Origin of the sequence: Clostridium sp. AM34-9AC, from assembly GCF_003480225.1 — a bacterium.
Lineage (GTDB): Bacteria > Bacillota > Clostridia > Lachnospirales > Lachnospiraceae > Acetatifactor > Acetatifactor acetigignens.
This window is the reverse complement of the sequence record NZ_QUIU01000013.1, coordinates 16370-40413: the sequence shown is the minus strand read 5'-3', so window position 1 is coordinate 40413 and position 24044 is coordinate 16370. Positions and strand designations below refer to the sequence as shown.

Sequence of the window (24044 nt, the reverse complement as noted above, 5' to 3'; positions counted from 1 at the left end):
AAACAGAAACGAGGAAAATTTTTATGAATCCGATTGATCGCAATAAAATATGGAAAATGGTGGGAATCCTTGCTCTCATCACGGTGGTGGCCGGTGGTCTGCTACGGGTCTCCCAACATAACTCTTACACTTTGGGAGATTATGCGTCGGACAATCCCACACTGGCCTACCAGACAGCGGAGCCATCTCTTTCTCCCTCTCCTAGCCCGGCACCTGCCATCGACAGTTCTTCCACAGATTCGACAGAAATCCTGCAGGAAGAATCTTCCATGGCGGAAACTACCGTCCTTACCGGTGTTTTCCTGAATGGAGAGCTCATGTCGGACCAGCGGATCACCCTGTCGGAAGGCTTTTATTATGAACCGTTATCCGAAAAATTGCAGAGATACATAACGGGTGTTTCTTATCCAGTTACTGTGGATAACTCTGATAGTTCTTCGGAAACACTGTTGAAATCTGTCGAAATCGGCTATGACGATCTGCGCTATGTACATATAAGGCATTATGATTTTGAAGGAAATCCTGCAGAAGGGGAATTGATCTGTAACAAGGCGATCGCGCAGGACCTGACGGAGATCTTTTATGAACTGTATTGTAATGAATATCAACTGGAAAAAGTCTTATTGATCGATGAGTACAACGGAGACGACACCGCCTCCATGGAGGATAATAATACCTCCTGTTTCAATTATCGTCCGGTAGAAGGGACCTCATCCCTGTCAAAGCATGCCCTGGGATTAGCGATAGACATCAATCCCTTTTACAATCCTTATATTACATACAATAAGGATGGCAGCGAAAGGGTATCTCCTGCAAACGCTTCCGCCTATGCAGACAGAACTGCTTCCTTCCCCTACAAAATTGACGAAAACGATCTGTGCTATCAGTTATTTAAAGAGCATGGCTTCACCTGGGGAGGTCACTGGAACTCCTGCAAGGATTACCAGCACTTCCAGAAGGTGGTGGAGTAAGCCGCTTGTCAGCAATCATTTTCCTGTAATAATCGAGTAGACTGTCTCCTACTCGATTTGTATACTTCGAATACACAAAAAGCGCCTCCGGAAATAAACCAACTCATTTCCGAAAGCGCTATTTTTATGTCTGCTTATAAGTTATGGATTAAACTAATTCCAGAACAACAGTCATAGCTGCGTCACCCTTACGCTGACCGATCTTAACGATTCTGGTGTAACCACCCTTACGGGTAGCATACTTGGGAGCATACTCATCGAAGAGCTTTGCAACCAGGTCAACTTCCTTGGTGTTCTTTTTCTTGCCTGCTGCATCAGCGGGAACCTCAACTACAGGGTTCAGAACCTTCAGCATCTGACGACGTGCATGAGATCTGGTAGGCAGATCCTTCTTGATCTCCTTCTCAACTTCGTCGTATACAGTAACGGTAACACCGTTCTCGATCTTAACCAGCTTGCCATCCTTATCGCGATGGGATTCAGCCAGGACCTTACCGGTCTCCTTGTCAACGATCTGCTTTACACGCTTGCCGTCCTTGTCCTTGCGGGCAACCTTGGTGGTAACTTTAACAGTTTCGAAGTTATCCTTCTCTTTTACTGCAAGAGCGATCAGTCCATCAACGATCTTCTGTACTTCCTTAGCCTTAGCTTCGGTGGTAACGATCTTGCCGTTGTTGATCACTGCAGTTACCTGATTTCTTAATAATGCCTTTCTCTGTGCAGATGTTCTGCCGAGTTTTCTGTACTTTGCCATGATAATTTTCCTTTCTCCATTCATGGTACATCCGGCCATGCACTTTGGACTTACTTACCGAATGCGTTATTTTTTGCCATTTAGAGATAAACCGCATCCGAACACTTTGGGCTTACCGGATACGGAAATCTTACTTTTTATGTTCAGCTGAAATTAGTTCTCATCGCTGGGGTTCAGCTGTAATCCCAGCTCTTTCAGTTTAGCCAGAACTTCTTCCAAAGATTTACGTCCGAGGTTACGAACCTTCATCATATCTTCTGAAGTCTTATTGGTTAACTCTTCTACAGTATTGATACCTGCTCTCTTCAAGCAGTTGTAAGAACGAACGGAAAGCTCCAGCTCGTCAATACTCATCTCCAGAACCTTTTCCTTCTCGTCGTCTTCCTTCTCTACCATAACCTCAGCGGTCTTAGCATTTTCGGACAGGTCGATGAACAGGTTCAGATGCTCGCTGAGCACCTTAGCTGCCAGGCTGACTGCCTCATCAGGAGCCAGGGTTCCGTTGGTGTATACATCCAATGTAAGCTTGTCGAAATCAGTACTCTGACCTACACGGGTATTTTCTACCGTAACGTTAACTCTCTCTACAGGTGTATAGATAGAATCAATGGCAATTACGCCAATTGGTAAATCTTCGTGTTTGTTCTTGTCGGCACTTACGTAACCGCGGCCTCTTGTAATAGTTAACTCCATGTAAAGCTTGGTATCTTTACCGCTCAGAGTTGCGATTACAAGGTCGGGGTTCAGAATTTCAATATCCTGATCACACTGGATATCAGAAGCTCTTACAACACCTTCGCCTTCAAACTCGATATATGCAGTCTTAGCCTCATTGGTCTCGCTGTTGTTCTTGATCGCAAGGCTCTTGATGTTCATGATGATCTCAGATACATCTTCCTTTACGCCGGGAATAGAACTGAACTCATGAAGAACACCTTCAATTTTGATCTGGCTAACTGCAGCACCGGGCAGGGAAGACAGCATGATTCTTCTCAGGGAGTTACCCAGAGTAATACCATAGCCTCTTTCCAGGGGTTTTACTACGAATTTACCATACTTTTTGTCTTCTGAAATCTCGCTAACCTCAATATTAGGTCTTTCAAAATCAAACACTGCCAATACCCTCCTTTGCGAACTTTATATGTTGACATGTTCTTACGAACAATATCCCATGGAATAATATTCCACAGGAAATGTTCATTGGGGTTACATAAAACTTACTTGGAGTACAACTCGACGATAAGCATCTCGTCAACAGGAACATCGATCATCTCTCTGGTAGGCAGATTCTTGATGGTTCCCTTAAAGTTCTCAACATCAGCATCGATCCATTCGGGTACTAATCTTCCAGCAGTAACATCAAGGATATCCTTGTATCTCTGCATGGATTTAGCGCTCTCCTTGATCTCGATAACATCGCCAGCCTTGATCAGGTAAGAAGGAATGTTTACACACTTACCGTTTACAAGTACATGCTTGTGGTCAACGATCTGTCTTGCTTCTCTTCTGGTTCTTGCAAAGCCCATTCTGAACACTACGTTGTCCAGTCTGCTCTCTAACAGGGTCATCAGGTTCTCACCGGTCATGCCCTTCATTCTATCAGCCTTCTCATAGTAGTTACGGAAAGGCTTCTCCAGAACGCCATAGATGAACTTAGCCTTCTGCTTCTCTCTTAACTGAAGTCCGTACTCAGATACCTTTTTGCCTGCTCTTGCAGAGGTTCTGTTAGACTTCTTGTCATAGCCCAGGTAAGAAGGCTCAAGGCCAAGGGCTCTACATCTTTTCAGTACAGGTACGCGATTTACTGCCATTTTTTTATTTTCCCTTCTTTATACTTCGGAAGTGACTTCCGAGGGTTGTTTACAGTGCCGCATTGCGGCACTTTCATCCAACTTGTTCTAATGTTACTTCATTCACTGTTCCGTCTGATGACGAACTCTCACTAAACGCGACGACGCTTAGGAGGACGGCATCCATTGTGAGGTACAGGAGTTACATCACAAATGCTTAAGACATCCAGTCCACTTGCAGACAGAGCTCTGATTGCTGCTTCGCGTCCTGAACCAGGACCCTTTACAAATACGTCAACGGACTTTAATCCGTGAACAAGAGCAGCCTTTGTTGCTGTTTCAGCAGCCATCTGTGCAGCATATGGAGTAGATTTCTTTGAACCTCTAAAACCAAGACCACCGGCACTTGCCCAGCTAAGAGCATTACCTTCAGCATCAGTTAACGTTACGATTGTGTTGTTAAAAGAAGACTGAATATGTGCCTGTCCGCGTTCAACGTTTTTTCTTACACGCTTTTTTGTTACTTTCTTTGCAACTTTTTTAGCCATTTTAAACTAACCTACTTTCTCATTTCCTGGGGATGCTTACATTTGCTTCCCTCTCACAGTTACATTACGATCTTAATTACTTCTTCTTGTTTGCCACCGTGCGCTTAGGTCCCTTACGAGTTCTTGCGTTGGTCTTAGTCTTCTGACCACGAACAGGAAGTCCTTTACGATGACGAATACCACGATAGCAGCCGATTTCCTGAAGTCTCTTGATATTCAGAGCGATTTCTCTTCTCAGATCACCTTCTACCATAACGCCAAGCTTTTCGATAGCTTCACTGATCTTCTTTACCTCATCATCGGTAATATCTCTCACTCTGGTATCAGGATTTACACCTGCTTCTGCTAACAGCTTGTCAGCAGTAGGTCTGCCTATTCCATAGATATAGGTCAAACCGATCTCAATTCGTTTTTCTCTAGGTAAGTCTACACCTGCGATACGAGCCATTTACGTTTCCTCCATTTTCCTGCGTAATCTCTTACGCTTTGCGCAACATTTCTGCGCTCACAACTTTCGTTGTGTGTGCGTACGTTTTGGTCTGTTAATTGTACGCCCAATAGTTACTAATTGATTGGGGCTCTCACCCAATCGGACACGATCCGATCTTTCCACGACGAAGGCGTCTAATTCTTTTCACCGTGGTATCAACAAGTAATCTCCCGTAAGCTCTATCCAAATCTATTATGAAAATTGATGATTATCAATTCAGCCGCACATAATAACTGGACAAGAACTCACATACCTGATCAAATGACGATCAAGCGGTGATTATCCCTGTCTCTGTTTGTGCTTCGGATTCTCACAGATTACTCTGATGCGTCCTTTTCTCTTGATGATTTTGCACTTTTCGCAAATCGGTTTTACTGATGATCTAACTTTCATGTTAAACCCTCCTTTCAAAAAAGACCGTCTTACATTATAGCATGACGGTCTTTCCTTTGCAAGCGTATTATTGCACTTTTTTTAATATTTTTTGACTTTTTTGTTGTTTTTTTGCCTGCTTTACATTCAAAACGATAAAAGTGATAGCCGCAGCCGCTGCAACACTTAAAATTCGGAAGGTAAATCTCGCATGCAATGCTGAATGATGTTGTACTGCAATGATCCAGACGAAGGGAATTGCAGCTATGAGTACTACGGGAACCAGCTGTGCAAATATTTCCTTCCATTTGCCCGTGACGATTATCACCACAAGCATTCCTATCGCTATCGCTGCCAGCACTCCTGCAGCAATTCCAATATAGGCCGGATATTCCTGAAGATTCAGTCCGATGACATAGACCCCCCCGTTCATCCGGGGTCTGCCGCCAATAGCTTCGGTACGGCCGATAATGGACCAGATAGCATCCTTGATCGTACCGGTATGTAATGTCAGATCTGCAATGACCCATTTTGCTGCCCACATTCCGGCATAACCGATTGCCCAGCTTACACTGAAGCCGGTCAGTCTTTTGATATTATTCCACAGGCGATCACTTTCTAATAAGAAGTAACAGCACAGAGGAATTCCCAAAGTAACGATGGGATACGTCAGAAAATCAAAATAAGACGTCAGAATTCCCACGATCAGGAAGAATTCCGGATATTGTCCTTTTTCGTGCAGTCTGTCATGATGTAACAGCATGTATTCCACCGCCAGAAGCGTCAAAATCCAGCACACTGACATGGTCAGTGATACAAGAACCAGCACCGGCTTCATAAACAGGAAACTTCCCAGAGTCACGACTGCGACACCTGCATTTTGCTTTTGGATTGCCGTAACCAGCACCCAGATCATAAGCGCGATCTGCACCGCCAGCTCCAGCCATACCACGTGCTGCCAGGAAAATAACAGTAACAGCGGCTTTAAATATAAAAGATAGCCGTGCCAGTATCTCGCATAAATGTGGAGATACATGTTATTGACGTTCTCATGGGATTCACAGAAGGATTTGAGAGAATCCTCCGGTGTCCATACATCCTCTTCCAGATCATAGTGGTACATCCACATAGCGTGTTCGTAGGCATTTTTGTCCGGCAATCTCTCTATGGCATTCTGCACCATAATAGCATCGGTGTAGGTCTCTCTGTTTTTCCACAGGTACTGCGAAAATGCATCTTCCGGTATCTCGTCTCCGGTCTTCAGCATATCCCCGACACTTTTCTCCACATTCTTTCTCATAGGTCCTACCGGAAGCAAGAATACCAGTACTAACAGTATCGTTCCCACTACCGCACTGACCGCCAGAATGGCAGCAAAGTTACGTATTTTTTTAGCCATAGCTATTTTCTCTCCAGATGGTATTTACTTATCTCTCCAGATGATACGTCCCTTGCTCAGATCGTAGGGAGACAGTTCCAGTGTTACCTTATCTCCGGGAAGGATACGGATGAAGTTCTGACGAAGCTTACCACTGATGGTAGCCAGTACTCTGTGTCCATTTTCCAGTTCTACACGGAACATGGTATTGGGAAGCTTCTCCACAACGGTTCCTTCGATTTCGATTACATCACTTTTAGACATAAATTTCCTCCATAGCTTTCTACTCTTTACTACTTTTACTGCTTTATATTACTTATTACACAGATACGCTTCCAGGGTCTTACAGATTCGTCTGTTGATCTCGTCTTTCTCCCCCGGAAGGTTCTGTTGCATGCTTTGTATCAACGCATCCTCTGCCGAAGAATGTATGATCTGGATATGTTTTTTCTTTTTCTTCTTCGGATGTTCCACACCGCGCAGCCTTCCGTCGCACAGATAGACCCATTCTTCCTCTTCACCGACGATCATGTACAGTCTGTCCTTATCGTGTCCGGCCTTTGAAGTTGCAAATTCTCCTAACATATCAAAATCTTACCTTTCTTCTCCGGGTCTACCGTTATCCGTTCCTTAATACATGGTCAGGATCTCCGGCTCACCGTCTGTGATCAGGATGGTATTCTCATAATGTGCAGACAGGGATCCATCCTCGGTAACTACAGTCCAATCATCGTCCAGCCATGCCACATCCGGTCTTCCGATATTGATCATGGGCTCGATTGCCAGCGTCATACCGGCCTGAAGCTTCAGTCCACGTCTATGCTGTGCGAAGTTGGGAATCTGGGGATCCTCATGTAAGCTGGTACCAATGCCGTGACCTACCAGATCTCTTACGATTCCGTAGCCAAAAGGCCTGATATAGGCATCAATGGCATTGGAGATATCATACAGATGATTGCCTGCCTTTGCCATCTCTATTCCTGCAAAAAAGCTTCCTTTGGTCCTCTCCATCAGAAGTCTTGCCTCCTCACTTACCTGCCCTACCGGGAAAGTACGTGCCATATCGGAATGGTATCCTTTATAAATCAGTCCTGCATCCAGACTTACAATATCACCTTCGTGAAGAATATGATCCTTGTGAGGTATACCATGTACGACTTCATCATTCACGGATACACAGATAGATGCCGGATATCCGTTGTAATTTAAGAAGTTGGGAATGCAGCCATGGGCACGGATCAGTTTTTCTCCCAGGTTATTGATATCCAGAGTGGATACCCCGGGGTGTACTGCCTTCTCCATCTCGCTGAATACATCCGCCAGAATCTTACAAGATTCTCTCATCAACTCAATTTCACGCTGTGATTTGATAGTTACTGCCATTTTATTCACCTTTCTGTTCCGGACCTTACTGCTGCTGATCAGTGATCCGGACTTTTCCTAGCCAAGAATTGCTACGATATCTGCGAATACTTCCTTCATATCCTTGGTGCCGTCTACGGTCTTTAATACATTTTTCTTGGTATAGAATTCGATCAGGGGCTGGGTCTGGTCATGATAAACTTTCAGACGGTTCAGTACGGTCTCAGGCTTATCATCGTCACGCAGTACCAGTTCCTGTCCGCACTTGTCACAGATGCCTTCCTTCTTGGGAGGAATATGCTCAATGTGATAGGTTGCGCCGCAGGACAGGCATGCACGTCTGCCGGACATTCTCTTCACGATATTCTCATCGGGAACATTTACATCGATTGCAAAATCAATGGCATCTCCCAGCTCAGTCAGTGCCTTGTCCAGTACTTCTGCCTGAGGAATGGTTCTGGGGAATCCATCCAGTACATAACCGTTCTTGCAATCATCCTGTGCTACTCTGTCTAAGAGGATCTTAACAGTCAGTTCATCGGGAACCAGCTGTCCCTGATCCATGTATTTCTTTGCTTCCATACCAAGTTCGGTTCCGTTCTTGATATTTGCACGGAAAATATCGCCTGTGGATACATGAGGGATTCCGTACTTTTCAGCGATCATCTTTGCCTGGGTACCTTTACCTGCGCCGGGTGCGCCTAACATGATAATTTTCATCTTTGCTCCTATCTGCCTGTTGCTACAGGCTCTGCTCTTTCTATAGATAAGCTACAAATACAGTCCAACATTTACATTTTAACTTTTATGCGGCTTTTTTGCAATACATTTTCCTATAATACAATAATGCAAAAATAACCGGATGATTACAAACCATCCGGTTACTGTTATGCTACTAATCTTCCAGGAATCCCTTGTAGTTGCGAACGAGCATCTGAGATTCTACCTGCTTCATGGTCTCCAGTACTACGCTTACGATAATAATCAGGCTGGTACCGCCGAAGGATACACTTGCGCCGAACACACCATTAAAGAAATACGGGATCACAGATACAATGATCAGGCCAATCGCACCGATGAATACGATATAATTCAGAATCTTGTTCAGATAATCACTGGTAGGCTTACCAGGTCTGATACCGGGGATGAAACCACCCTGCTTCTTCATGTTATCGGCAATCATCAAAGGATTAAATGTAATGGATGTATAGAAGTATGCAAAAAATACAATCAATACAATGTACAGCAAAAGTCCCAGGGAATAAATCGGCTGACTGGGTTTGCACCAGTAACCGGAATTCAGACCTTTCAGGATCTCTGCCCATACGCCGGTTCCGTTATATCCGATAAAGGAACAGATAATAATGGGGAACTGCATAATGGACTGTGCAAAAATGATGGGAATAACGCCGGAAGTATTTACTTTCAACGGAATATTGGAAGTCTGTCCGCCGACCATCTTTCTGCCCTGCATTTTCTTGGCATACTGTACCGGAATCTTGCGCACACCATCATTTAAGATGATAACCAGTACCACCATGGCAATAATAATTGCGAAGATGATAACTACTGCAAGGATTGCGGTTGCCGGAGCTTTTCCGAATACGAACTGCTCAAACAGGTTGCTCAGGTCTTGAGGCAGTCGGGAAATGATGTTGATCACCAGTACGATGGAAATACCATTTCCGATACCTTTTTCTGTGATTCGTTCACCCACCCACATCAGGAAAGCACTACCAGCGGTAAGTGCTGTGATCGTGGTAATTACATTCAGAGCGTTGAACTCGATCAAGTAGCCCTGTCTGCCAAAACCGATTGCCATTGCTGTGGACTGGATCAGTGCAAGCGCTACGGTAACGTATCTGGTGATGGCAACCATTTTTTTACGGCCGTCTTCACCGTCACGCTGCATTTCTTCCAGCTTTGGAATAGCAATTGTAAGCAGCTGCATGATAATGGAAGATGTAATATAAGGGTTGATGTTCAATGCCAGAATAGACATGTTCAGGAAAGAACCGCCCGTAATGGCATCAAAGAAACTGAACGCACCGCCTGTCTGCTGGGCAAACCATTGAGAAAAGAACTTCGTGTCCACCCCGGGTACGGGAAGCTGTGATCCGATACGGATCACAACTAACATTCCCAGTGTAAAAAGAATCTTCTGTCTGATTTCTTTGATTTTAAATGCGTTTTTCAGTGTTGTAAGCATTACATCACCTCAGCAGTTCCACCAAGAGCCTCGATCTTTTCTTTTGCGGATGCGCTGAAAGCATCTACCTTTACATCAAGCTTTTTGGTAAGTTCTCCGTTTCCAAGGATCTTAACTCCATCTCTGGGGTTCTTAATGATTCCTGCTTCAACCAATGCGTTTACATCAACGGTAGCACCGTTGTCAAAGCACTCCAGAGCACTTACATTGATAGCAACGATTTCCTTAGTGTTTCTGTTAGTGAAACCTCTCTTAGGAATACGTCTGTATAAAGGCATCTGACCACCTTCGAAACCAGGTCTGGGAGCTCCGGAACGAGCCTTCTGTCCCTTATGACCCTTACCTGCGGTCTTGCCATTTCCTGAACCGTGTCCACGGCCTCTTCTAAAATTATCACTGTGTTTGGAACCTTCTGCAGGTCTTAAATTGGATAATTCCATTCCTAACACCTCCTTATCTGATTATGCTTCTTCTACCTTGATCAAATGATTCACCTGACGGATCTGTCCTCTTGTTGCATCATTATCAGGCAGTACTACGGACTTACCGATCTTACGCAGTCCCATAGACTCCACGATTGCTTTATTCTTCGGCACAGCGCCGATGGTGGACTTTACCAGAGTGATCTTTAACTTCTTGTCTGCCATACTCTACTCCTTTCTGTTGGCCCTGTCAACTTAACGGGAAGATCCGGCTTACGCCAGAACTTCCTCAACAGACTTTCCACGATTCTTTGCTACTTCTTCGGGAGCCTTGATCTGGCTTAAACCGGAGATTGTTGCAAGAACAACGTTCTGCTTATTGTTGGAGCCAAGAGACTTGGTACGGATATTCTTGATACCTGCAAGCTCACAAACGACACGAGCGGGACCACCAGCGATGATACCGGTACCGTCGGGAGCCTTCTTCAGTAAAACGTTAGCAGAACCGTACTTACCGATGAAATCATGGGTGATGGAATTGTTCTCATCCAGATTGATCTCTACGATGTGCTTAACAGCGTCTTCCTTACCCTTACGAATAGCTTCGGGAATTTCTACAGCCTTTCCCAGACCAGCGCCTACATGGCCGTTGCCGTCACCAACAACTACCAGTGCGGTGAATCTCATGTTACGACCACCCTTAACGGTCTTGGTTACACGCTTGATGGTAACAACTTTATCATTTAACTCTAACTGGCTTGCATCTATGATTGTGTGTTTCATGGTGTATTCCTCTTTCCTTTCCTAGAATTCCAGGCCAGCTTCTCTGGCTGCATCGGCTAAAGCTGCTACTTTACCCTGATAAATGAAACCGCCACGGTCGAAAACAACTTCTTTGATACCTTTTTCGATTGCTCTCTTTGCGATAACAGTTCCAAGATATGCTGCTGCATCAACGTTATTGGTCTTCTCCAGCTCTGCCTTGATCTCTTTCTCAAGAGTGGATGCAGATACTAAAGTGTTACCAACTGTATCGTCGATAATTTGAGCATACATATGATTATTGCTTCTGAACACTGCAAGACGAGGTCTTTCAGCAGTGCCGCTGAAGCGGTTACGAATTTTCATGTGCTTTTTTGCACGTACTAACTGTCTGGACTCTTTACTAACCATCTTCATACTCTCCTTATCTATTATTTCTTACCAGTCTTACCAACTTTACGTCTGATGGTCTCATCGGCATACTTGATACCCTTGCCCTTATAAGGCTCAGGTCTTCTCTTGTCGCGGATCTCAGCAGCGTACTGGCCAACTTTTTCTTTGTCGATACCCTTAACGATGATCACGTTCTGGCCTTCAACTACAGCTTCAATGCCTTCGGGATCGATCATCTCTACGGGATGAGAGTAACCAAGGTTCAGGGTCAGCTTCTTGCCGGACTTAGCAGCTCTGTAACCAACACCATTTACTTCCAGCTTCTTCTCGAAACCTTCGGTAACACCTACTACCATGTTGTGGATCAGAGTTCTTGTCAGGCCGTGAAGAGACTTCATCTTCTTCAGATCGTTGGGTCTGCTTACGAGAACTTCTGCACCTTCCACTTTAATTTCCATCTCAGAGGGTAATACTCTTACCAGAGTACCCTTGGGACCTTTCACAGTCACTTTGTTATTTTCTGCAACTTCTACAGTAACACCTGCAGGAATTGCGATTGGCATTCTACCTATTCTGGACATGCCCGTACCTCCTAATTTACTAACTTACAACAGTTGCTAAAATCTTTTCATCCCACGGAGAATTTTACGCTTGCGGAAAATTCTCTTAGAGACGAAACTTAGAATTTCTTTTCGTTTCCGGAGAATTCCGCAGGAATTCTCTTAGGGATGAAACATAGATTTTGTTAGTCAGCGTACTTTGCTGACTTAGAAAATCTTTTCATCCTTACCAAACGAATGCTAATACTTCGCCGCCAACCTGAAGCTCACGAGCCTTCTTGTCGGTGATAACACCCTGGTTGGTAGAGATAATAGCAATACCCAGACCGCCAAGAACCTTAGGCAGATCTTCCTTGCCAGCGTATACACGTAAGCCGGGCTTAGAGATTCTCTTGATGCCGGAGATGATCTTCTCGTTCTTGTCTGCGCCGTACTTCAGAGTGATGTGGATGGTCTTGAAACCACCGTCTTCAACGATGTCGTACTTCTTAATATATCCCTCGTCCAGCAGAATCTGTGCGATAGCCAGCTTCATCTTGGAAGAAGGTACGTCTACGGTGTCGTGTTTTGCAGTATTTGCATTACGGATTCTTGTAAGCATATCTGCGATAGGATCGCTCATTGTCATGATTTAGTTTCCTCCTTATTATTTGACTTGAATCATGCTAAGTACATACACTTTGTATATACCATCTATATTATAAGATAATTCTTATAACCAAAACTTTTAGAAATTCTTACTCGACGCCTTTCGACGCCTTAGAATTTCTTTTCGTCTCGGAGAATTCCGAAGGAATTACTTTTCATCCCGGAGAATTTTGCCATGCAAAATTCTCTTAGAGACGAAACATAGAAATTCTTAGGCGGCGTCTTTCGACGCCTTAGAATTTCTTTTCGTCTTTACCAAGATGCCTTCTTAACTCCGGGGATCTCGCCCTTGTATGCCAGTTCACGGAAGCAAACACGGCAAATTCCGTATTTTCTCAGTACAGAGTGGGGACGACCACAAATCTTGCAGCGGGTATAAGCCTGAGTAGAGAACTTAGGTTTGCGCTGCTGTTTAATCTTCATTGATGTCTTTGCCATCAGAATTTACCTCCTTGATTACTTTGCGAAAGGCATGTTGAACAGTCTCAGCAGCTCACGTGCCTCTTCGTCGGTCTTAGCAGTTGTTACGAAAATGATATCCATACCTCTGGTCTTGTCAATCTTATCGTACTCGATCTCAGGGAAGATGAACTGCTCTTTGATACCGAGTGCATAGTTACCTCTGCCGTCGAATGCGTTAGGGTTAACGCCTCTGAAGTCACGGACACGAGGAAGAGCGAGGTTAACCAGACGATCCAGGAACTCATACATCTTCTCACCACGCAGAGTGGTCTTACATCCGATGGGCATGCCCTCACGGATCTTGAAGTTTGCTACGGAATTCTTAGCCTTGGTCAGAACTGCCTTCTGTCCGGTGATAGCTTCCATATCAGCAACTGCATTCTCAAGGATCTTAGCGTTTTCTTTTGCTTCACCAACACCCATGTTGATAACGATCTTGTCGAGCTTGGGAACTTCCATTACATTAGCGTAACCGAACTTCTTGGTCATAGCATCGACGATCTCATTGTTATATAAATCTTTCAGTCTGCTCACTTATATTTCCTCCTTCCTATTGATTAGTCAATCACTTCGCCTGTTGACTTTGCGAAACGTACTTTCTTGCCGTCTTCAACCTTGAAGCCAACTCTTGTGGTCTTGCCTTTTACAACAAGCATAACGTTTGAAATATCAATAGGAGCTTCTTTCTCAACAATACCGCCATTGGGGTTTGCCTGAGAAGGCTTTGCATGCTTTGTGATCTTGTTAACGCCCTCAACCAGGACTTTATGATTCTTTACATCTACAGAGAGAACCTTGCCCTCTGTACCTAAGTCTTTACCAGCGATAACCTTAACGGTGTCGCCCTTCTTAATTTTCATTGTAGACATGTGGCAACCTCCTTATAATACTTCGGGAGCCAGGGAAACAATTTTCATGAACTGTTTCTCACGAAGCTCTCTTGCAACCGGCCCAAAGATACGGGTTCCTCTGGGAGTCTTGTCATCTTTGATGATAACTGCAGCGTTCTCATCAAACTTGATGTAAGAACCGTCTTTACGACGAGCGCCCTTTACGGAACGAACTACAACTGCCTTTACTACATCACCTTTTTTTACAACGCCACCTGGTGTTGCATCTTTAACGGAAGCAACAATCACGTCGCCGATCTGTGCATATCTTCTGGTAGAACCGCCCATAACACGAATGCAAAGTAACTCTTTTGCGCCGGTGTTATCAGCAACTTTCAGTCTACTTTCCTGCTGAACCATGTTATTCCTCCTTCACCGCTTCCGCGGTTTCTTACAAACTTAATATTCGCGTGCTAATTTATTTAGCTCTTTCTACGATCTCAACAAGTCTCCATCTCTTGTCCTTGGACAGGGGTCTTGTCTCCATAACTTTTACGATATCGCCAATGTTGCACTCGTTATTCTCGTCATGCGCCTTCAGCTTGTAGGTGTCCTTTACGATCTTTTTGTAAAGGGGATGCTTAACATGCTCTTCGATTGCAACTACAATAGTTTTATCCATCTTATTACTGATAACCTTACCAGTACGTGTTTTTCTCAAATTTCTTTCCACGGTTTGATCTCCTTTCTACGCACCCACGCGTTACGCTCTAGCCTTCTCGGTGATAACAGTCTGAATACGTGCAATGTTTCTTCTAACTTCTTTGATTCTTGCAGTATTATCTAACTGATTGGTTGCGTTCTGGAATCTCAAATTGAAAAGTTCTTTTTTAGCAGCTACCAGCTCCTGTGCCAGTTCTGCATCGGACTTTGTCTTCAATTCTTCTACAAATTTATTTGATTTCATTCTGTCACACCGCCTTCCACATCTGCCTTAGCAATGATCTTACACTTACAAGGGAGCTTGTGCATAGCAAGACGTAATGCTTCACGAGCGTCCTCTTCGGGAACACCAGCGATCTCGAACATTACACGTCCGGGCTTAACAACTGCTACCCAGCAATCTACAGCGCCTTTACCGGAACCCATACGAGTACCGAGAGGCTTTACAGTTACGGGCTTATCGGGGAAAATCTTAATCCATACTTTACCGGTACGCTTGGTATAACGGGTAAGCGCAATACGGGCTGCCTCAATCTGATTAGACTTGATCCAGCAGGGTTCTGTAGCAACCAGACCAAATTCGCCATACGCCAGGGTGTTACCTCTGGAAGCTTTTCCGGCCATGGATCCACGGAACTGTTTACGACGTTTTACTCTCTTCGGCATTAACATTATTTATCGCTCCCTTCCATCTGATTTCCTTTTGTAGGAAGTATCTCGCCTTTATAAATCCAAACTTTAACTCCAACTTTACCATAGGTGGTGTTTGCTTCAGCAAAACCATAATCGATATCTGCTCTCAGTGTCTGCAGAGGAATGGTTCCCTCGCTGTAGAACTCAGCACGAGCGATATCAGCACCGCCCAGACGACCAGAACAGCAGGTCTTGATACCCATAGCACCGGACTTCATGGTTCTGCCCATGCAGGACTTCATTGCACGTCTGAAGGATACACGGTTCTCCAGCTGCTGAGCGATGTTCTCAGCTACCAGCTGTGCATCTCTGTCAGGTCTCTTGATCTCTTTAATGTCAACCATAACCTTCTTATCGGTTAATTTGGCGAGCTCTTTCTTGGTTACTTCGATCTCAGCGCCGCCCTTACCGATTACAACACCGGGCTTAGCAGTATAGATGATAACCTTTACTCTGTCAGATGCTCTTTCGATCTCGATCTTGGAAACACCTGCACTGTATAATTTCTTCTTCAGGAACTTTCTGATGTTGTAGTCTTCTACCAGATAATCGGAAAACTCTGCATCAGCGTACCACTTGGAATCCCAATCTTTAATAACACCGACTCTCAGGCCGTGAGGATTAACTTTCTGTCCCATAAACTTTTAATAGCTCCTTTCCCTACTTCTTCTCATCAAGAACGATGGTAATGTGGCTCATTCTCTTTTCGATTCTATAAGCTCTACCCTGTGCTCTGGGCTTTACTCTCTTCATGGTAGGTCCTTTGTTTGCAAAGCACTCTGCAACATAAAGGTTCTCGGTATTCATACCGTTATTGTTCTCAGCGTTAGCGATTGCTGACTCAAGCAGCTTCTTGATCAGGCTGGAAGCATATCTGGGATTGTACTCCAGAATACCAAGTGCAGTCTGTACATCTTTGCCTCTGATGGCATCTAATACGAAACAAGCCTTCTGAACAGATACTCTTGCGTAAGACAGCTTAGCTGAAGGTCTTGTATCTTTCTGAGCGTTTCTTTCTCTCTTAATTTGGGATCTATGTCCTTTAGCCATAGATTTGGTCCTCCTTTCAAACTGAAACCGCGCAACGCACCCGTGTGTTTCCTAAGTGCTGCGCACAAAAATATCCCGTCTTCTTTCCTCTTTCGAGGGAAGACCCTCGGGAGAGCGCATAGCTCTCCCAGCCATCTATAAAAGATAGCATATTTTTAGCTCCAGGTCAATAATAAAATTATCTAACCTTGGATTTCTTCTCGTCCTTGCCGTGACCTCTGAAGGTTCTGGTTGCTACGAACTCACCGAGCTTGTGGCCAACCATATCCTCAGTAACGTATACGGGAACATGCTTTCTACCATCATGAACAGCAATCGTATGTCCTACGAAGGAAGGGAAAATTGTAGAACGACGGGACCAGGTCTTAATAACCTGCTTCTGTCCTGATGCATTTAAAGCGTCGACTTTCTTTAACAGGCTTGCGTCTGCAAAAGGTCCTTTTTTCAGTGATCTAGCCATGATCTTTCCTCCTTAACTATTTGATTGCTCTGCCGTCACGTCTTCTTACGATCAGCTTGTTGGAAGCCTTCTTAGATTTACGTGTCTTCAGACCAAGAGCAGGTTTACCCCAAGGTGTGCTGGGGCCGGGACGACCGATACCGGTCTTACCTTCACCACCACCATGAGGATGGTCGTTGGGGTTCATGACGGAACCACGTACGGTGGGACGGATGCCCATGTGACGCTTACGTCCGGCTTTACCGATCTTAACCAGGCTATGATCAACGTTACCTACAACACCAACAGTTGCACGGCAAACCAGAGGAACCATTCTCATCTCACCGGAGGGAAGACGAAGAGTAGCGTACTTACCTTCTTTTGCCATCAGCTGTGCGCTGTTACCGGCGGAACGAACCAGCTGGCCGCCCTTACCGGGATATAACTCAATGTTGTGTACCTGAGTACCTACAGGGATCTCGGACAGAGGTAAGCAGTTACCTACTCTGACCTCGGCCTCTGCACCGTTCATAACCTTCATTCCGTCGGTCAGACCTTCGGGAGCGAGGATATAGGACTTGGTACCGTCTTCGTAGCAGATCAGCGCGATGTTTGCCGTTCTGTTAGGATCGTACTCGATACCGATTACGGTAGCAGGGATGCCATCCTTGTATCTCTTGAAATCAATTACTCTGTATTTTCTTCTGGAACCGCCGCCGCGATGTCTCACAGTGATCTTACCCTGATTGTTACGGCCGGAGTTCTTCTTCAGGGAAACACACAGGCTCTTCTCGGGAGAGGTCTTAGTGATCTCAGAGAAGTCAGAACCAGTCATGTTTCTTCTGGAAGGTGTATAGGGGTTGTATGTCTTAATTCCCATTACTGTATCTCCTTTACGATGATTTTTTGCGCGAGCACTTAAGTGCCGCATACTTGAATCTTAAGCAGTAGCTTTATTCTTACAGACCTGCGAAGATCTCGATCTCTTTGCTATCTGCAGTTAACTGAACAATTGCCTTCTTGGTCTTGGCAGTCTTGCCGGTAACCATTCCACGTCTCTTGTTCTTGCCATCCATATTGATGGTGTTAACACTCTTAACCTTGGTACCTTCGAACATCTTCTCAACAGCCTCTTTGATCTGAGACTTGTTAGCTTCGGTGTGAACAAGGAAGGTGTACTTCTTCTCGCCCATGCCGGCCATGCTCTTCTCGGTAATAACGGGTTTGAGGATTACATCATAGTATTTAATATCAGCCATTATGCGTATACCTCCTCAATCTTTGCAACAGCATCCTTGGTCAGGACAACTGTCTTAGCCTTCATTACGTCGTAAACGTTGATGGTATTTACCAGGGTGGTATCTACATCAGCTACGTTTCTAGCAGACATAACTACGTTAGTATCGTTATCAGCGATCACTACCAGTCCCTTTTCTACCTTTAAGTTATTCATAACATTGGTGAAGTTCTTGGTCTTGATCTCATCGAATTTCAGCTCATCAACTACGATCAGGCTGCTTCCCTGAACCTTGCTGGTCAGTGCAGACTTCAGAGCTGCTCTCTTCTCTTTCCTGTTAAGCTTGAAAGAGTAATCTCTGGGAACGGGAGCGAATACTACGCCGCCGCCTGCCCACTGGGGAGATCTGGTTGAACCCTGTCTTGCATGACCGGTTCCCTTCTGTCTCCAGGGTTTTCTTCCGCCACCGGATACCTCAGAACGGGTCTTTGCTTTCTGAGTTCCCTGACGATTATTTGCAAGTTGCTGTACAACTGCCATGTGTACCAGGTGCTCGTTCACTTCCACACCAAACACTGCATCGTTTAATTCGATTGTACCAACTTCTTTGCCTTCCATATTGTAAACAGATACGTTTGCCATCTGATTGGTCCTCCTTTCGTCCTAAACTATGCCTCAACCTTAACGGTCTCTTTGATGGTTACTAAAGCTTTCTTAGGTCCGGGTACTGCACCCTTTACCAGAAGCAGATTCTTCTCAGCATCTACTCTTACGACCTCAAGATTCTGAACAGTTACCTTTACACAACCCATATGTCCAGGCATTCCCTTGCCCTTGAATACACGGCTAGGGGAGGAACATGCACCATTGGAACCCTGATGACGATGGAACTTGGAACCATGAGCCATAGGTCCTCTGTGCTGTCCAAATCTCTTGATTGCGCCCTGGAAGCCCTTACCTTTGGAGATTGCGGAAGCGTCTACCTTATCGCCTGCAGCGAAGATGTCAGCTTTGATCTCTGCACCAAGGGTGTACTCCTCAGCGTTCTCAAACTTGAACTCTCTTACATATCTCTTGGAGCTTACGCCAGCCTTCTTGAAGTGGCCCTGCTCTGCTTTGTTAACACCATGTCTGTGTACGATCTGCTTTTTGCCGCTGGCATCCTTGTTAACAACCTTATCCTTCTTGTCAACGAAGCCTACCTGTACAGCACTGTAGCCATCATTCTCCACGGTCTTTACCTGAGTAACCACGCAGGGACCAGCCTGAAGCACGGTTACGGGAACGAGCACGCCATCTTCATTGAAGATCTGAGTCATTCCAACTTTTGTTGTCAAAATTGCTTTCTTCATTTTTACCTCCTGTGTTCTACATAGCGGACCAAAGTGCTTCTTGCGAAACACTTAGAAATACGCTTCGCGCATTTCCCTGGCGATTGTTCATCGCACTGTGTTCTTACGTCTAAGTAGAGGTTTTTGTTGTTTTGGCTTTACTTTGAAAAACTTACTTATTAGTTGTTCTTCATCTTGATGTCGATGTAAACACCGGCAGGCATTTCCAGTCTCTGAAGAGCATCAACAGTCTTCTGAGTGGGAGCCATGATGTCGATCAGTCTCTTGTGAGTTCTCTGCTCGAACTGTTCTCTGGAGTCCTTGTACTTGTGTACTGCTCTCAGAATGGTAACAACTTCCTTCTTGGTAGGAAGAGGTACGGGACCGCTCACCTGAGCTCCGGTCTTCTTAACAGTTTCGATGATTTTTTTGGCAGATGCATCAACAAGCTGATGTTCATAAGCTTTCAATGTAATTCTCATTACCTGATTTGCCATAAAAAAAGTCGCCTCCTTTTCGCACTTTTGTAAGTTAATACTTACTTTTTGTACGGACAAGCGGTGACTGTACACTTTCCCGTGTGTGTCTGCGACCTTTGTGCAACGCTTTCTTCTCTCCGGTCATAAACTTACACGTTGTTACTGCTCAAGGCAGATGTTAATTGGTACAGTGACTTGCCGTCAGTTTTCTAACTTGACATTCGCTCCACGGAAAACCCGATCTCCATTACTGGGAACCGGCAACCTCACGTTTCACAGCTATCATGCCACAGCAAGGATTAGTATACATTGAATTTACGGGCATTGCAAGACTTTTTTTCAAAAAATTGTATTTTTTTAGATACAATTCTTTTTTCTGTTTTGCACAGGTTCGCCACTGTATTTTTGTGAGTTTCTTCTTATATAATATAGCCCAGTATAATATTGCCCAATATTTTTTATGGCAAATGAAACCGTTCCCCCTTGGATGCTCTCAGTTGCCGTCGGGCTTATCCTGACAAAATCTCTTGCTGCGCCCCGCTGGTCCGATATCGTCGGGGCTTATCCTGGCAAAATCTCTTGCTGCGCCCCGCTGTTCTGATATCGCCGGGGCTTATCCTGGCAAAATCTCTTGCTGCGCCCCGCTGTTCTGATATCGCCGGGGCTTATCCTGGCAAAATCTCTTTCTGCGCCCCGCTGGTCCGAGATCCCCGGGGCTTATTCTGACAAAATCTCTTTCTAAGCCCCGCTAGTCCGAGATCCCCGGGGCTTATTTTGACAGAATCTCTTTCTGCGCCCCGCTGGTCCGAGATCCCCGGGGCTTATTCTGACAAAATCTCTTTCTAAGCCCCGCTAGTCCGAGATCCCCGGGGCTTATTCTGACAAAATCTCTTTCTAAGCCCCGCTAGTCCGAGATCCCCGGGGCTTATCCTGGCAAAATCTCTTTCTAAGCCCCGCTGGTCCGAGATCCCCGGGGCTTATCCTGGCAAAATCTCTTGCTGCGCCCCGCTGGTCCGATATCCCCGGGGCCTATTCTGACAAAATCTCTTTCTGCGCCCCGATGTCCCAGTATCGACGAGGCTTATTCTGGCAAAATCCTTATCTACGCCCCGATATCCCGGTATCGACGGGGCTTATTACGGCAAAATCCTTATCTGTGCCCCGATGTACAAAGGTGGAGGGTATAATCGACCTGATTTTGTCTCACATACCCGCTTTCGCAAGTTCTGCTGGGTACAGATAGCTTGTTTTTGCCTCCCATACCCTCGCCAACACAAATACATAAAAATACTGACAGGCAGATGTCTTCGCTGTCCATCAGTATTTTTGTCTGTCAATATTTATTTCATCAACGGTCTGTTACAGCCGGTTCGCTTTCACATCCTCGAACTCCTGCAGCATTTCCTCGGAAGGAGTCTTGGTAGTGAGGCTGACTGCGATGATAGCGATAAGTCCCAGCCCGAAGCCTACTACCAGGGAATACAATCCGGTAGCTTTGCCCAGAGTCTGTCCGCCCACGAGAGGGATGTAATCCCAGATGATAACGGCAAGTGCACCGGTGACAATTCCGGCTACCGCTCCTGGGAAGTTGGTTCTCTTCCAATATAAGGACATCACTACCAGCGGACCAAAGGCGGCACCTAAACCTGCCCACGCGTTGGATACCAGTCCCATGACGGTGTTGTTCGGATTCCATGCGATGATGTAAGCCAGCACAGCTACCACCAGTACAGTGACACGGCTGACATTCATGACCGTCTTGTCATCCGCATCCTTCTTGAGCAGTCCCTTGAAGATATCTTCCGCCACACTGGAGGCACTGACTAACAGCTGGGAATCCGCCGTGGACATGATCGCTGCCAGGATACCACAGAGGAACAATCCTGCAATGAACGGAGCCCGCATCTCCACGGTAAATACCTTCTTGATCATCTCAATAAATACCTTCTCATTATTGCCATTCACCAGCTCCGGCAGATAAGCTCTGCCCAGGATACCGATAAATACTGCAAATCCCAGGGATAATGCTACCCAGCTGATGGCAGTAGCCTTGGACTTGGTCATTTCCTTCTCATCCCGGACTGCCATAAATCGTACCAGGATGTGGGGCATTCCGAAATATCCCAGTCCCCAGCCGAGACCGGAGATCACGCTGATGATATTGTTGCTGCCGTCACCGTTCTTCATCAGGTTCAGGAAGTTGGCACTGTCAGCACCGCTGGCTTCCAGACCGGCTGACAATGTAGTGCCGCCGGTTGTCAGAAAATGATAAGCGAACAGCGGTACTGCCAGAATACCGACTAGCATCAGCATACCCTGGATAAAGTCTGTCACACATACCGCGGTAAATCCGCCGAGGAAGGTATAGACCAAAACTACCAGCGCACCGATGGTCAGTGCCACATGATAATCAATACCGAACACGGACTCAAACAGCTGACCTCCGGCAGAAAGCGCAGACGCGCAATATACCAGGAAAAATACTACAATAGTAATAGAAGAAACAGTCATCAATACCTTCTTCTCATCATGGAAGCGGTTCTCAAAATAAGTCGGCAGCGTAACGGAATTGTTGGCGCGGATCGTATATCTGCGCAGCTTCGTGGCGATGAACAGCCAGTTCAGCGTCGTGCCGATGAAAAGTCCGATGGCGATCCAGCCGTCACCTCCGACACCGGTTAAGTAAATAGCTCCCGGCAGTCCCATCAGCAGCCATCCGCTCATATCCGATGCCTGCGCAGACAGTGCAGCGACGAAGCCGTTCAGCTTTCTGCCTCCTAAAAAGTAATCTTCGGAATTATTGTTTCCCTTTGCGTAGAACGCCCCGATAGCAATCATCATGAGTAAGTACAGCACGAATGCCACAATTACCCAGCCTAACGTATTTCCTGTCATAATAGCCTCCTCAAATTTTTCTTCTTGTACATTTTCTTAATTGTATACAGTGATACGATTTATTATATACAAGAAATGGCTTATCGTCAACAGATTAGTTTGCTATCGCTGTAATGTGCGAAAGCCTGATTTGAATGTTATTTTGTCATGTTGACAGGCTGAGAATAGTTTGCTATTCTCTATCTATAAGTAAATTTTCTATTTCAAATCTTATTTAATTTCAGTATTTTGGTGAATCACCATAGTTTTCATTATTAAAAATGAATGGCATTAAAATGTCTAAAATATGAAAGGGGAATTGATGAAAACATATATAGCATATTTTGATGAAACAGGGGATGACGGAGTAACAATAAATTCATCAGACCATTTTATTTTAACAAGTTTGTATATGCCTGCAGAGAGCTGGCAGCAAAATTTTGAAAAAATGCGTATTTTGAGAAGAGAATTGAAAGATAAATATGGCTTTCATGTATCAGAAGAGATGCATACAAAACATTTTTTGACGGATAAAAATCCATATCGTGAGTATCATTGGTCAAAAGAAACAAAACAAGATATAATAAAAGCATTTACGTTAACAATTGCAAAGATGGATTTAAAGATTGTAAATGTGATTATTGATAAGAAAAAATTTAAAGATAATAACTATCACGTTCTTGAAAATGCATTGAAATATAATATACAACGTATCGAGAATGACAGCGATGGGCAATGGAATTATTTAGTGATTACGGATGAGGGCAGAATAGCACCTATGAGAAAGACAGCCAGAGCTATACGTGCATTTAATCCGATCCAATCCAAATATTTGCCTGGGTTTGTCAATCATCCGATCAGCAATATGATCGAGGATATTATGGAAAAAAATTCATCAGAATCCTATTTTATTCAAATATGTGATTTCGTTTCATTTTTTGTACATTTATATTTCAAAATCGAAATTCGGAAAGAAGAGTTACCCAAACGAGTGGGAACTGTAATTGACAAACTCTTTGTAAAACGGGTTATGGTGACGTTAAAGGAAGCGGAAAAATTAAATTTGAAAGCAAATGAGACAAATATGTATGGATTAGTAATATATCCAAAATAAAACACCACCTACATCGCATTCGCGAGTTCAGTGGTTCATTTATATTATAATAAAAGGTAAGTATAGTGTCAATAATAAATGAAAAATAAGATTGCAAGACAAAAAGCCTCGCTACAGGTATCATCTCTGTAGCGAGGTTTCTATATTATTTAC

Annotated in this window: 36 protein-coding genes; 2 read left to right on the top strand and 34 right to left on the bottom strand. The window is 44.8% G+C overall.

Features of this window, described 5'->3' with window-relative positions:
* The first annotated feature begins 23 nt into the window (after positions 1-23).
* Positions 24-971 (top strand): M15 family metallopeptidase, encoded by a 948-nt coding sequence (locus tag DW835_RS09375; protein ID WP_243037113.1) that lies wholly within the window; start codon positions 24-26, stop codon positions 969-971.
* A gap of 148 nt (positions 972-1119) precedes the next feature.
* On the opposite strand, the gene DW835_RS09370 is transcribed toward DW835_RS09375, so the two are convergent.
* The 34 genes from DW835_RS09370 to putP form a co-directional block, all read right to left on the bottom strand.
* Positions 1120-1725 (bottom strand): L17 family ribosomal protein, encoded by a 606-nt coding sequence (locus DW835_RS09370; RefSeq protein ID WP_022154286.1) that lies wholly within the window; start codon positions 1723-1725, stop codon positions 1120-1122.
* 153 nt (positions 1726-1878) lie between these two features.
* Positions 1879-2838 (bottom strand): DNA-directed RNA polymerase subunit alpha, encoded by a 960-nt coding sequence (locus DW835_RS09365; RefSeq protein WP_022154287.1) that lies wholly within the window; start codon positions 2836-2838, stop codon positions 1879-1881.
* 104 nt (positions 2839-2942) lie between these two features.
* Positions 2943-3536: a 30S ribosomal protein S4 gene (gene rpsD / locus DW835_RS09360; RefSeq protein WP_022154288.1), complete on the bottom strand. Its 594-nt coding sequence runs from the start codon at positions 3534-3536 to the stop codon at positions 2943-2945.
* A 131-nt stretch (positions 3537-3667) separates the two neighbouring features.
* Positions 3668-4063 (bottom strand): 30S ribosomal protein S11, encoded by a 396-nt coding sequence (rpsK, locus tag DW835_RS09355; RefSeq protein ID WP_022154289.1) that lies wholly within the window; start codon positions 4061-4063, stop codon positions 3668-3670.
* A 76-nt stretch (positions 4064-4139) separates the two neighbouring features.
* On the bottom strand, positions 4140-4511 hold the full coding sequence (rpsM, locus tag DW835_RS09350) for a 30S ribosomal protein S13 (protein WP_022154290.1): 372 nt from the start codon (positions 4509-4511) through the stop codon (positions 4140-4142).
* Positions 4512-4832: 321 nt separating this feature from the next.
* Complete coding sequence (gene rpmJ / locus DW835_RS09345) at positions 4833-4946, bottom strand: 50S ribosomal protein L36 (RefSeq protein ID WP_031271335.1); 114 nt, start codon at positions 4944-4946, stop codon at positions 4833-4835.
* 67 nt (positions 4947-5013) lie between these two features.
* Positions 5014-6324 (bottom strand): hypothetical protein, encoded by a 1311-nt coding sequence (locus DW835_RS09340; RefSeq protein ID WP_118731015.1) that lies wholly within the window; start codon positions 6322-6324, stop codon positions 5014-5016.
* A 24-nt stretch (positions 6325-6348) separates the two neighbouring features.
* Entirely contained in the window at positions 6349-6567 is a 219-nt protein-coding gene (gene infA / locus DW835_RS09335) for a translation initiation factor IF-1 (RefSeq protein WP_022154292.1), read from the bottom strand.
* 48 nt (positions 6568-6615) lie between these two features.
* Entirely contained in the window at positions 6616-6888 is a 273-nt protein-coding gene (locus DW835_RS09330) for a hypothetical protein (protein WP_022312014.1), read from the bottom strand.
* A gap of 45 nt (positions 6889-6933) precedes the next feature.
* Positions 6934-7686: a type I methionyl aminopeptidase gene (gene map, locus DW835_RS09325; RefSeq protein WP_022312015.1), complete on the bottom strand. Its 753-nt coding sequence runs from the start codon at positions 7684-7686 to the stop codon at positions 6934-6936.
* A 57-nt stretch (positions 7687-7743) separates the two neighbouring features.
* Positions 7744-8385, bottom strand: coding sequence for an adenylate kinase (locus DW835_RS09320; RefSeq protein WP_022312016.1), 642 nt, complete (start codon positions 8383-8385; stop codon positions 7744-7746).
* Positions 8386-8560: 175 nt separating this feature from the next.
* A complete protein-coding gene (secY, locus tag DW835_RS09315) occupies positions 8561-9874 on the bottom strand; it encodes a preprotein translocase subunit SecY (protein WP_117465475.1) in 1314 nt (437 codons plus the stop codon).
* Positions 9874-10314 carry a 50S ribosomal protein L15 gene (gene rplO / locus DW835_RS09310; protein WP_022154298.1) on the bottom strand — a complete coding sequence of 147 codons (441 nt, stop codon included), beginning with the start codon at positions 10312-10314 and terminating at the stop codon, positions 9874-9876. Before rplO ends, secY begins: the two co-directional genes overlap by 1 nt.
* 21 nt (positions 10315-10335) lie before the next feature.
* Positions 10336-10521 carry a 50S ribosomal protein L30 gene (gene rpmD, locus DW835_RS09305; RefSeq protein ID WP_022154299.1) on the bottom strand — a complete coding sequence of 62 codons (186 nt, stop codon included), beginning with the start codon at positions 10519-10521 and terminating at the stop codon, positions 10336-10338.
* A gap of 48 nt (positions 10522-10569) precedes the next feature.
* Entirely contained in the window at positions 10570-11079 is a 510-nt protein-coding gene (rpsE, locus tag DW835_RS09300; RefSeq protein ID WP_022154300.1) for a 30S ribosomal protein S5, read from the bottom strand.
* Positions 11080-11100: 21 nt separating this feature from the next.
* Complete coding sequence (gene rplR, locus DW835_RS09295) at positions 11101-11469, bottom strand: 50S ribosomal protein L18 (protein ID WP_022154301.1); 369 nt, start codon at positions 11467-11469, stop codon at positions 11101-11103.
* Between the two features lie 20 nt (positions 11470-11489).
* Entirely contained in the window at positions 11490-12032 is a 543-nt protein-coding gene (gene rplF, locus DW835_RS09290) for a 50S ribosomal protein L6 (RefSeq protein WP_118503467.1), read from the bottom strand.
* A 205-nt stretch (positions 12033-12237) separates the two neighbouring features.
* Positions 12238-12639 (bottom strand): 30S ribosomal protein S8, encoded by a 402-nt coding sequence (gene rpsH / locus DW835_RS09285; protein WP_022154303.1) that lies wholly within the window; start codon positions 12637-12639, stop codon positions 12238-12240.
* Between the two features lie 272 nt (positions 12640-12911).
* Positions 12912-13097: a type Z 30S ribosomal protein S14 gene (locus DW835_RS09280; RefSeq protein WP_022154304.1), complete on the bottom strand. Its 186-nt coding sequence runs from the start codon at positions 13095-13097 to the stop codon at positions 12912-12914.
* An 18-nt stretch (positions 13098-13115) separates the two neighbouring features.
* A complete protein-coding gene (gene rplE / locus DW835_RS09275) occupies positions 13116-13655 on the bottom strand; it encodes a 50S ribosomal protein L5 (RefSeq protein WP_022313402.1) in 540 nt (179 codons plus the stop codon).
* A 23-nt stretch (positions 13656-13678) separates the two neighbouring features.
* Complete coding sequence (gene rplX / locus DW835_RS09270) at positions 13679-13990, bottom strand: 50S ribosomal protein L24 (RefSeq protein ID WP_022154306.1); 312 nt, start codon at positions 13988-13990, stop codon at positions 13679-13681.
* A gap of 12 nt (positions 13991-14002) precedes the next feature.
* Positions 14003-14371 carry a 50S ribosomal protein L14 gene (rplN, locus tag DW835_RS09265; RefSeq protein ID WP_022154307.1) on the bottom strand — a complete coding sequence of 123 codons (369 nt, stop codon included), beginning with the start codon at positions 14369-14371 and terminating at the stop codon, positions 14003-14005.
* A 58-nt stretch (positions 14372-14429) separates the two neighbouring features.
* Entirely contained in the window at positions 14430-14684 is a 255-nt protein-coding gene (gene rpsQ / locus DW835_RS09260) for a 30S ribosomal protein S17 (protein WP_022313401.1), read from the bottom strand.
* Positions 14685-14714: 30 nt separating this feature from the next.
* Positions 14715-14918 carry a 50S ribosomal protein L29 gene (gene rpmC / locus DW835_RS09255; protein ID WP_022154309.1) on the bottom strand — a complete coding sequence of 68 codons (204 nt, stop codon included), beginning with the start codon at positions 14916-14918 and terminating at the stop codon, positions 14715-14717.
* On the bottom strand, positions 14915-15346 hold the full coding sequence (rplP, locus tag DW835_RS09250; RefSeq protein WP_022154310.1) for a 50S ribosomal protein L16: 432 nt from the start codon (positions 15344-15346) through the stop codon (positions 14915-14917). Before rplP ends, rpmC begins: the two co-directional genes overlap by 4 nt.
* Complete coding sequence (gene rpsC, locus DW835_RS09245; protein WP_118537781.1) at positions 15346-16005, bottom strand: 30S ribosomal protein S3; 660 nt, start codon at positions 16003-16005, stop codon at positions 15346-15348. Before rpsC ends, rplP begins: the two co-directional genes overlap by 1 nt.
* 22 nt (positions 16006-16027) lie before the next feature.
* Positions 16028-16417, bottom strand: coding sequence for a 50S ribosomal protein L22 (gene rplV / locus DW835_RS09240; RefSeq protein ID WP_117465472.1), 390 nt, complete (start codon positions 16415-16417; stop codon positions 16028-16030).
* A 178-nt stretch (positions 16418-16595) separates the two neighbouring features.
* Positions 16596-16877 carry a 30S ribosomal protein S19 gene (gene rpsS, locus DW835_RS09235; RefSeq protein ID WP_117465471.1) on the bottom strand — a complete coding sequence of 94 codons (282 nt, stop codon included), beginning with the start codon at positions 16875-16877 and terminating at the stop codon, positions 16596-16598.
* A gap of 16 nt (positions 16878-16893) precedes the next feature.
* The gene (gene rplB / locus DW835_RS09230) at positions 16894-17736 is read right to left on the bottom strand and encodes a 50S ribosomal protein L2 (RefSeq protein ID WP_022154314.1); all 843 of its coding nucleotides are present in this window, start codon (positions 17734-17736) and stop codon (positions 16894-16896) included.
* A gap of 79 nt (positions 17737-17815) precedes the next feature.
* Complete coding sequence (gene rplW / locus DW835_RS09225; RefSeq protein WP_022154315.1) at positions 17816-18115, bottom strand: 50S ribosomal protein L23; 300 nt, start codon at positions 18113-18115, stop codon at positions 17816-17818.
* The gene (rplD, locus tag DW835_RS09220) at positions 18115-18735 is read right to left on the bottom strand and encodes a 50S ribosomal protein L4 (protein WP_118731014.1); all 621 of its coding nucleotides are present in this window, start codon (positions 18733-18735) and stop codon (positions 18115-18117) included. Before rplD ends, rplW begins: the two co-directional genes overlap by 1 nt.
* A gap of 26 nt (positions 18736-18761) precedes the next feature.
* A complete protein-coding gene (gene rplC, locus DW835_RS09215) occupies positions 18762-19445 on the bottom strand; it encodes a 50S ribosomal protein L3 (RefSeq protein WP_022154515.1) in 684 nt (227 codons plus the stop codon).
* A gap of 158 nt (positions 19446-19603) precedes the next feature.
* On the bottom strand, positions 19604-19921 hold the full coding sequence (rpsJ, locus tag DW835_RS09210) for a 30S ribosomal protein S10 (protein ID WP_117465468.1): 318 nt from the start codon (positions 19919-19921) through the stop codon (positions 19604-19606).
* A 1341-nt stretch (positions 19922-21262) separates the two neighbouring features.
* The gene (gene putP, locus DW835_RS09205; protein ID WP_118668920.1) at positions 21263-22798 is read right to left on the bottom strand and encodes a sodium/proline symporter PutP; all 1536 of its coding nucleotides are present in this window, start codon (positions 22796-22798) and stop codon (positions 21263-21265) included.
* Positions 22799-23084: 286 nt separating this feature from the next.
* Between putP and DW835_RS09200 the strand changes: the two genes are divergently transcribed.
* Entirely contained in the window at positions 23085-23891 is an 807-nt protein-coding gene (locus tag DW835_RS09200; protein ID WP_118537784.1) for a DUF3800 domain-containing protein, read from the top strand.
* The last annotated feature ends 153 nt before the right edge of the window (positions 23892-24044 follow it).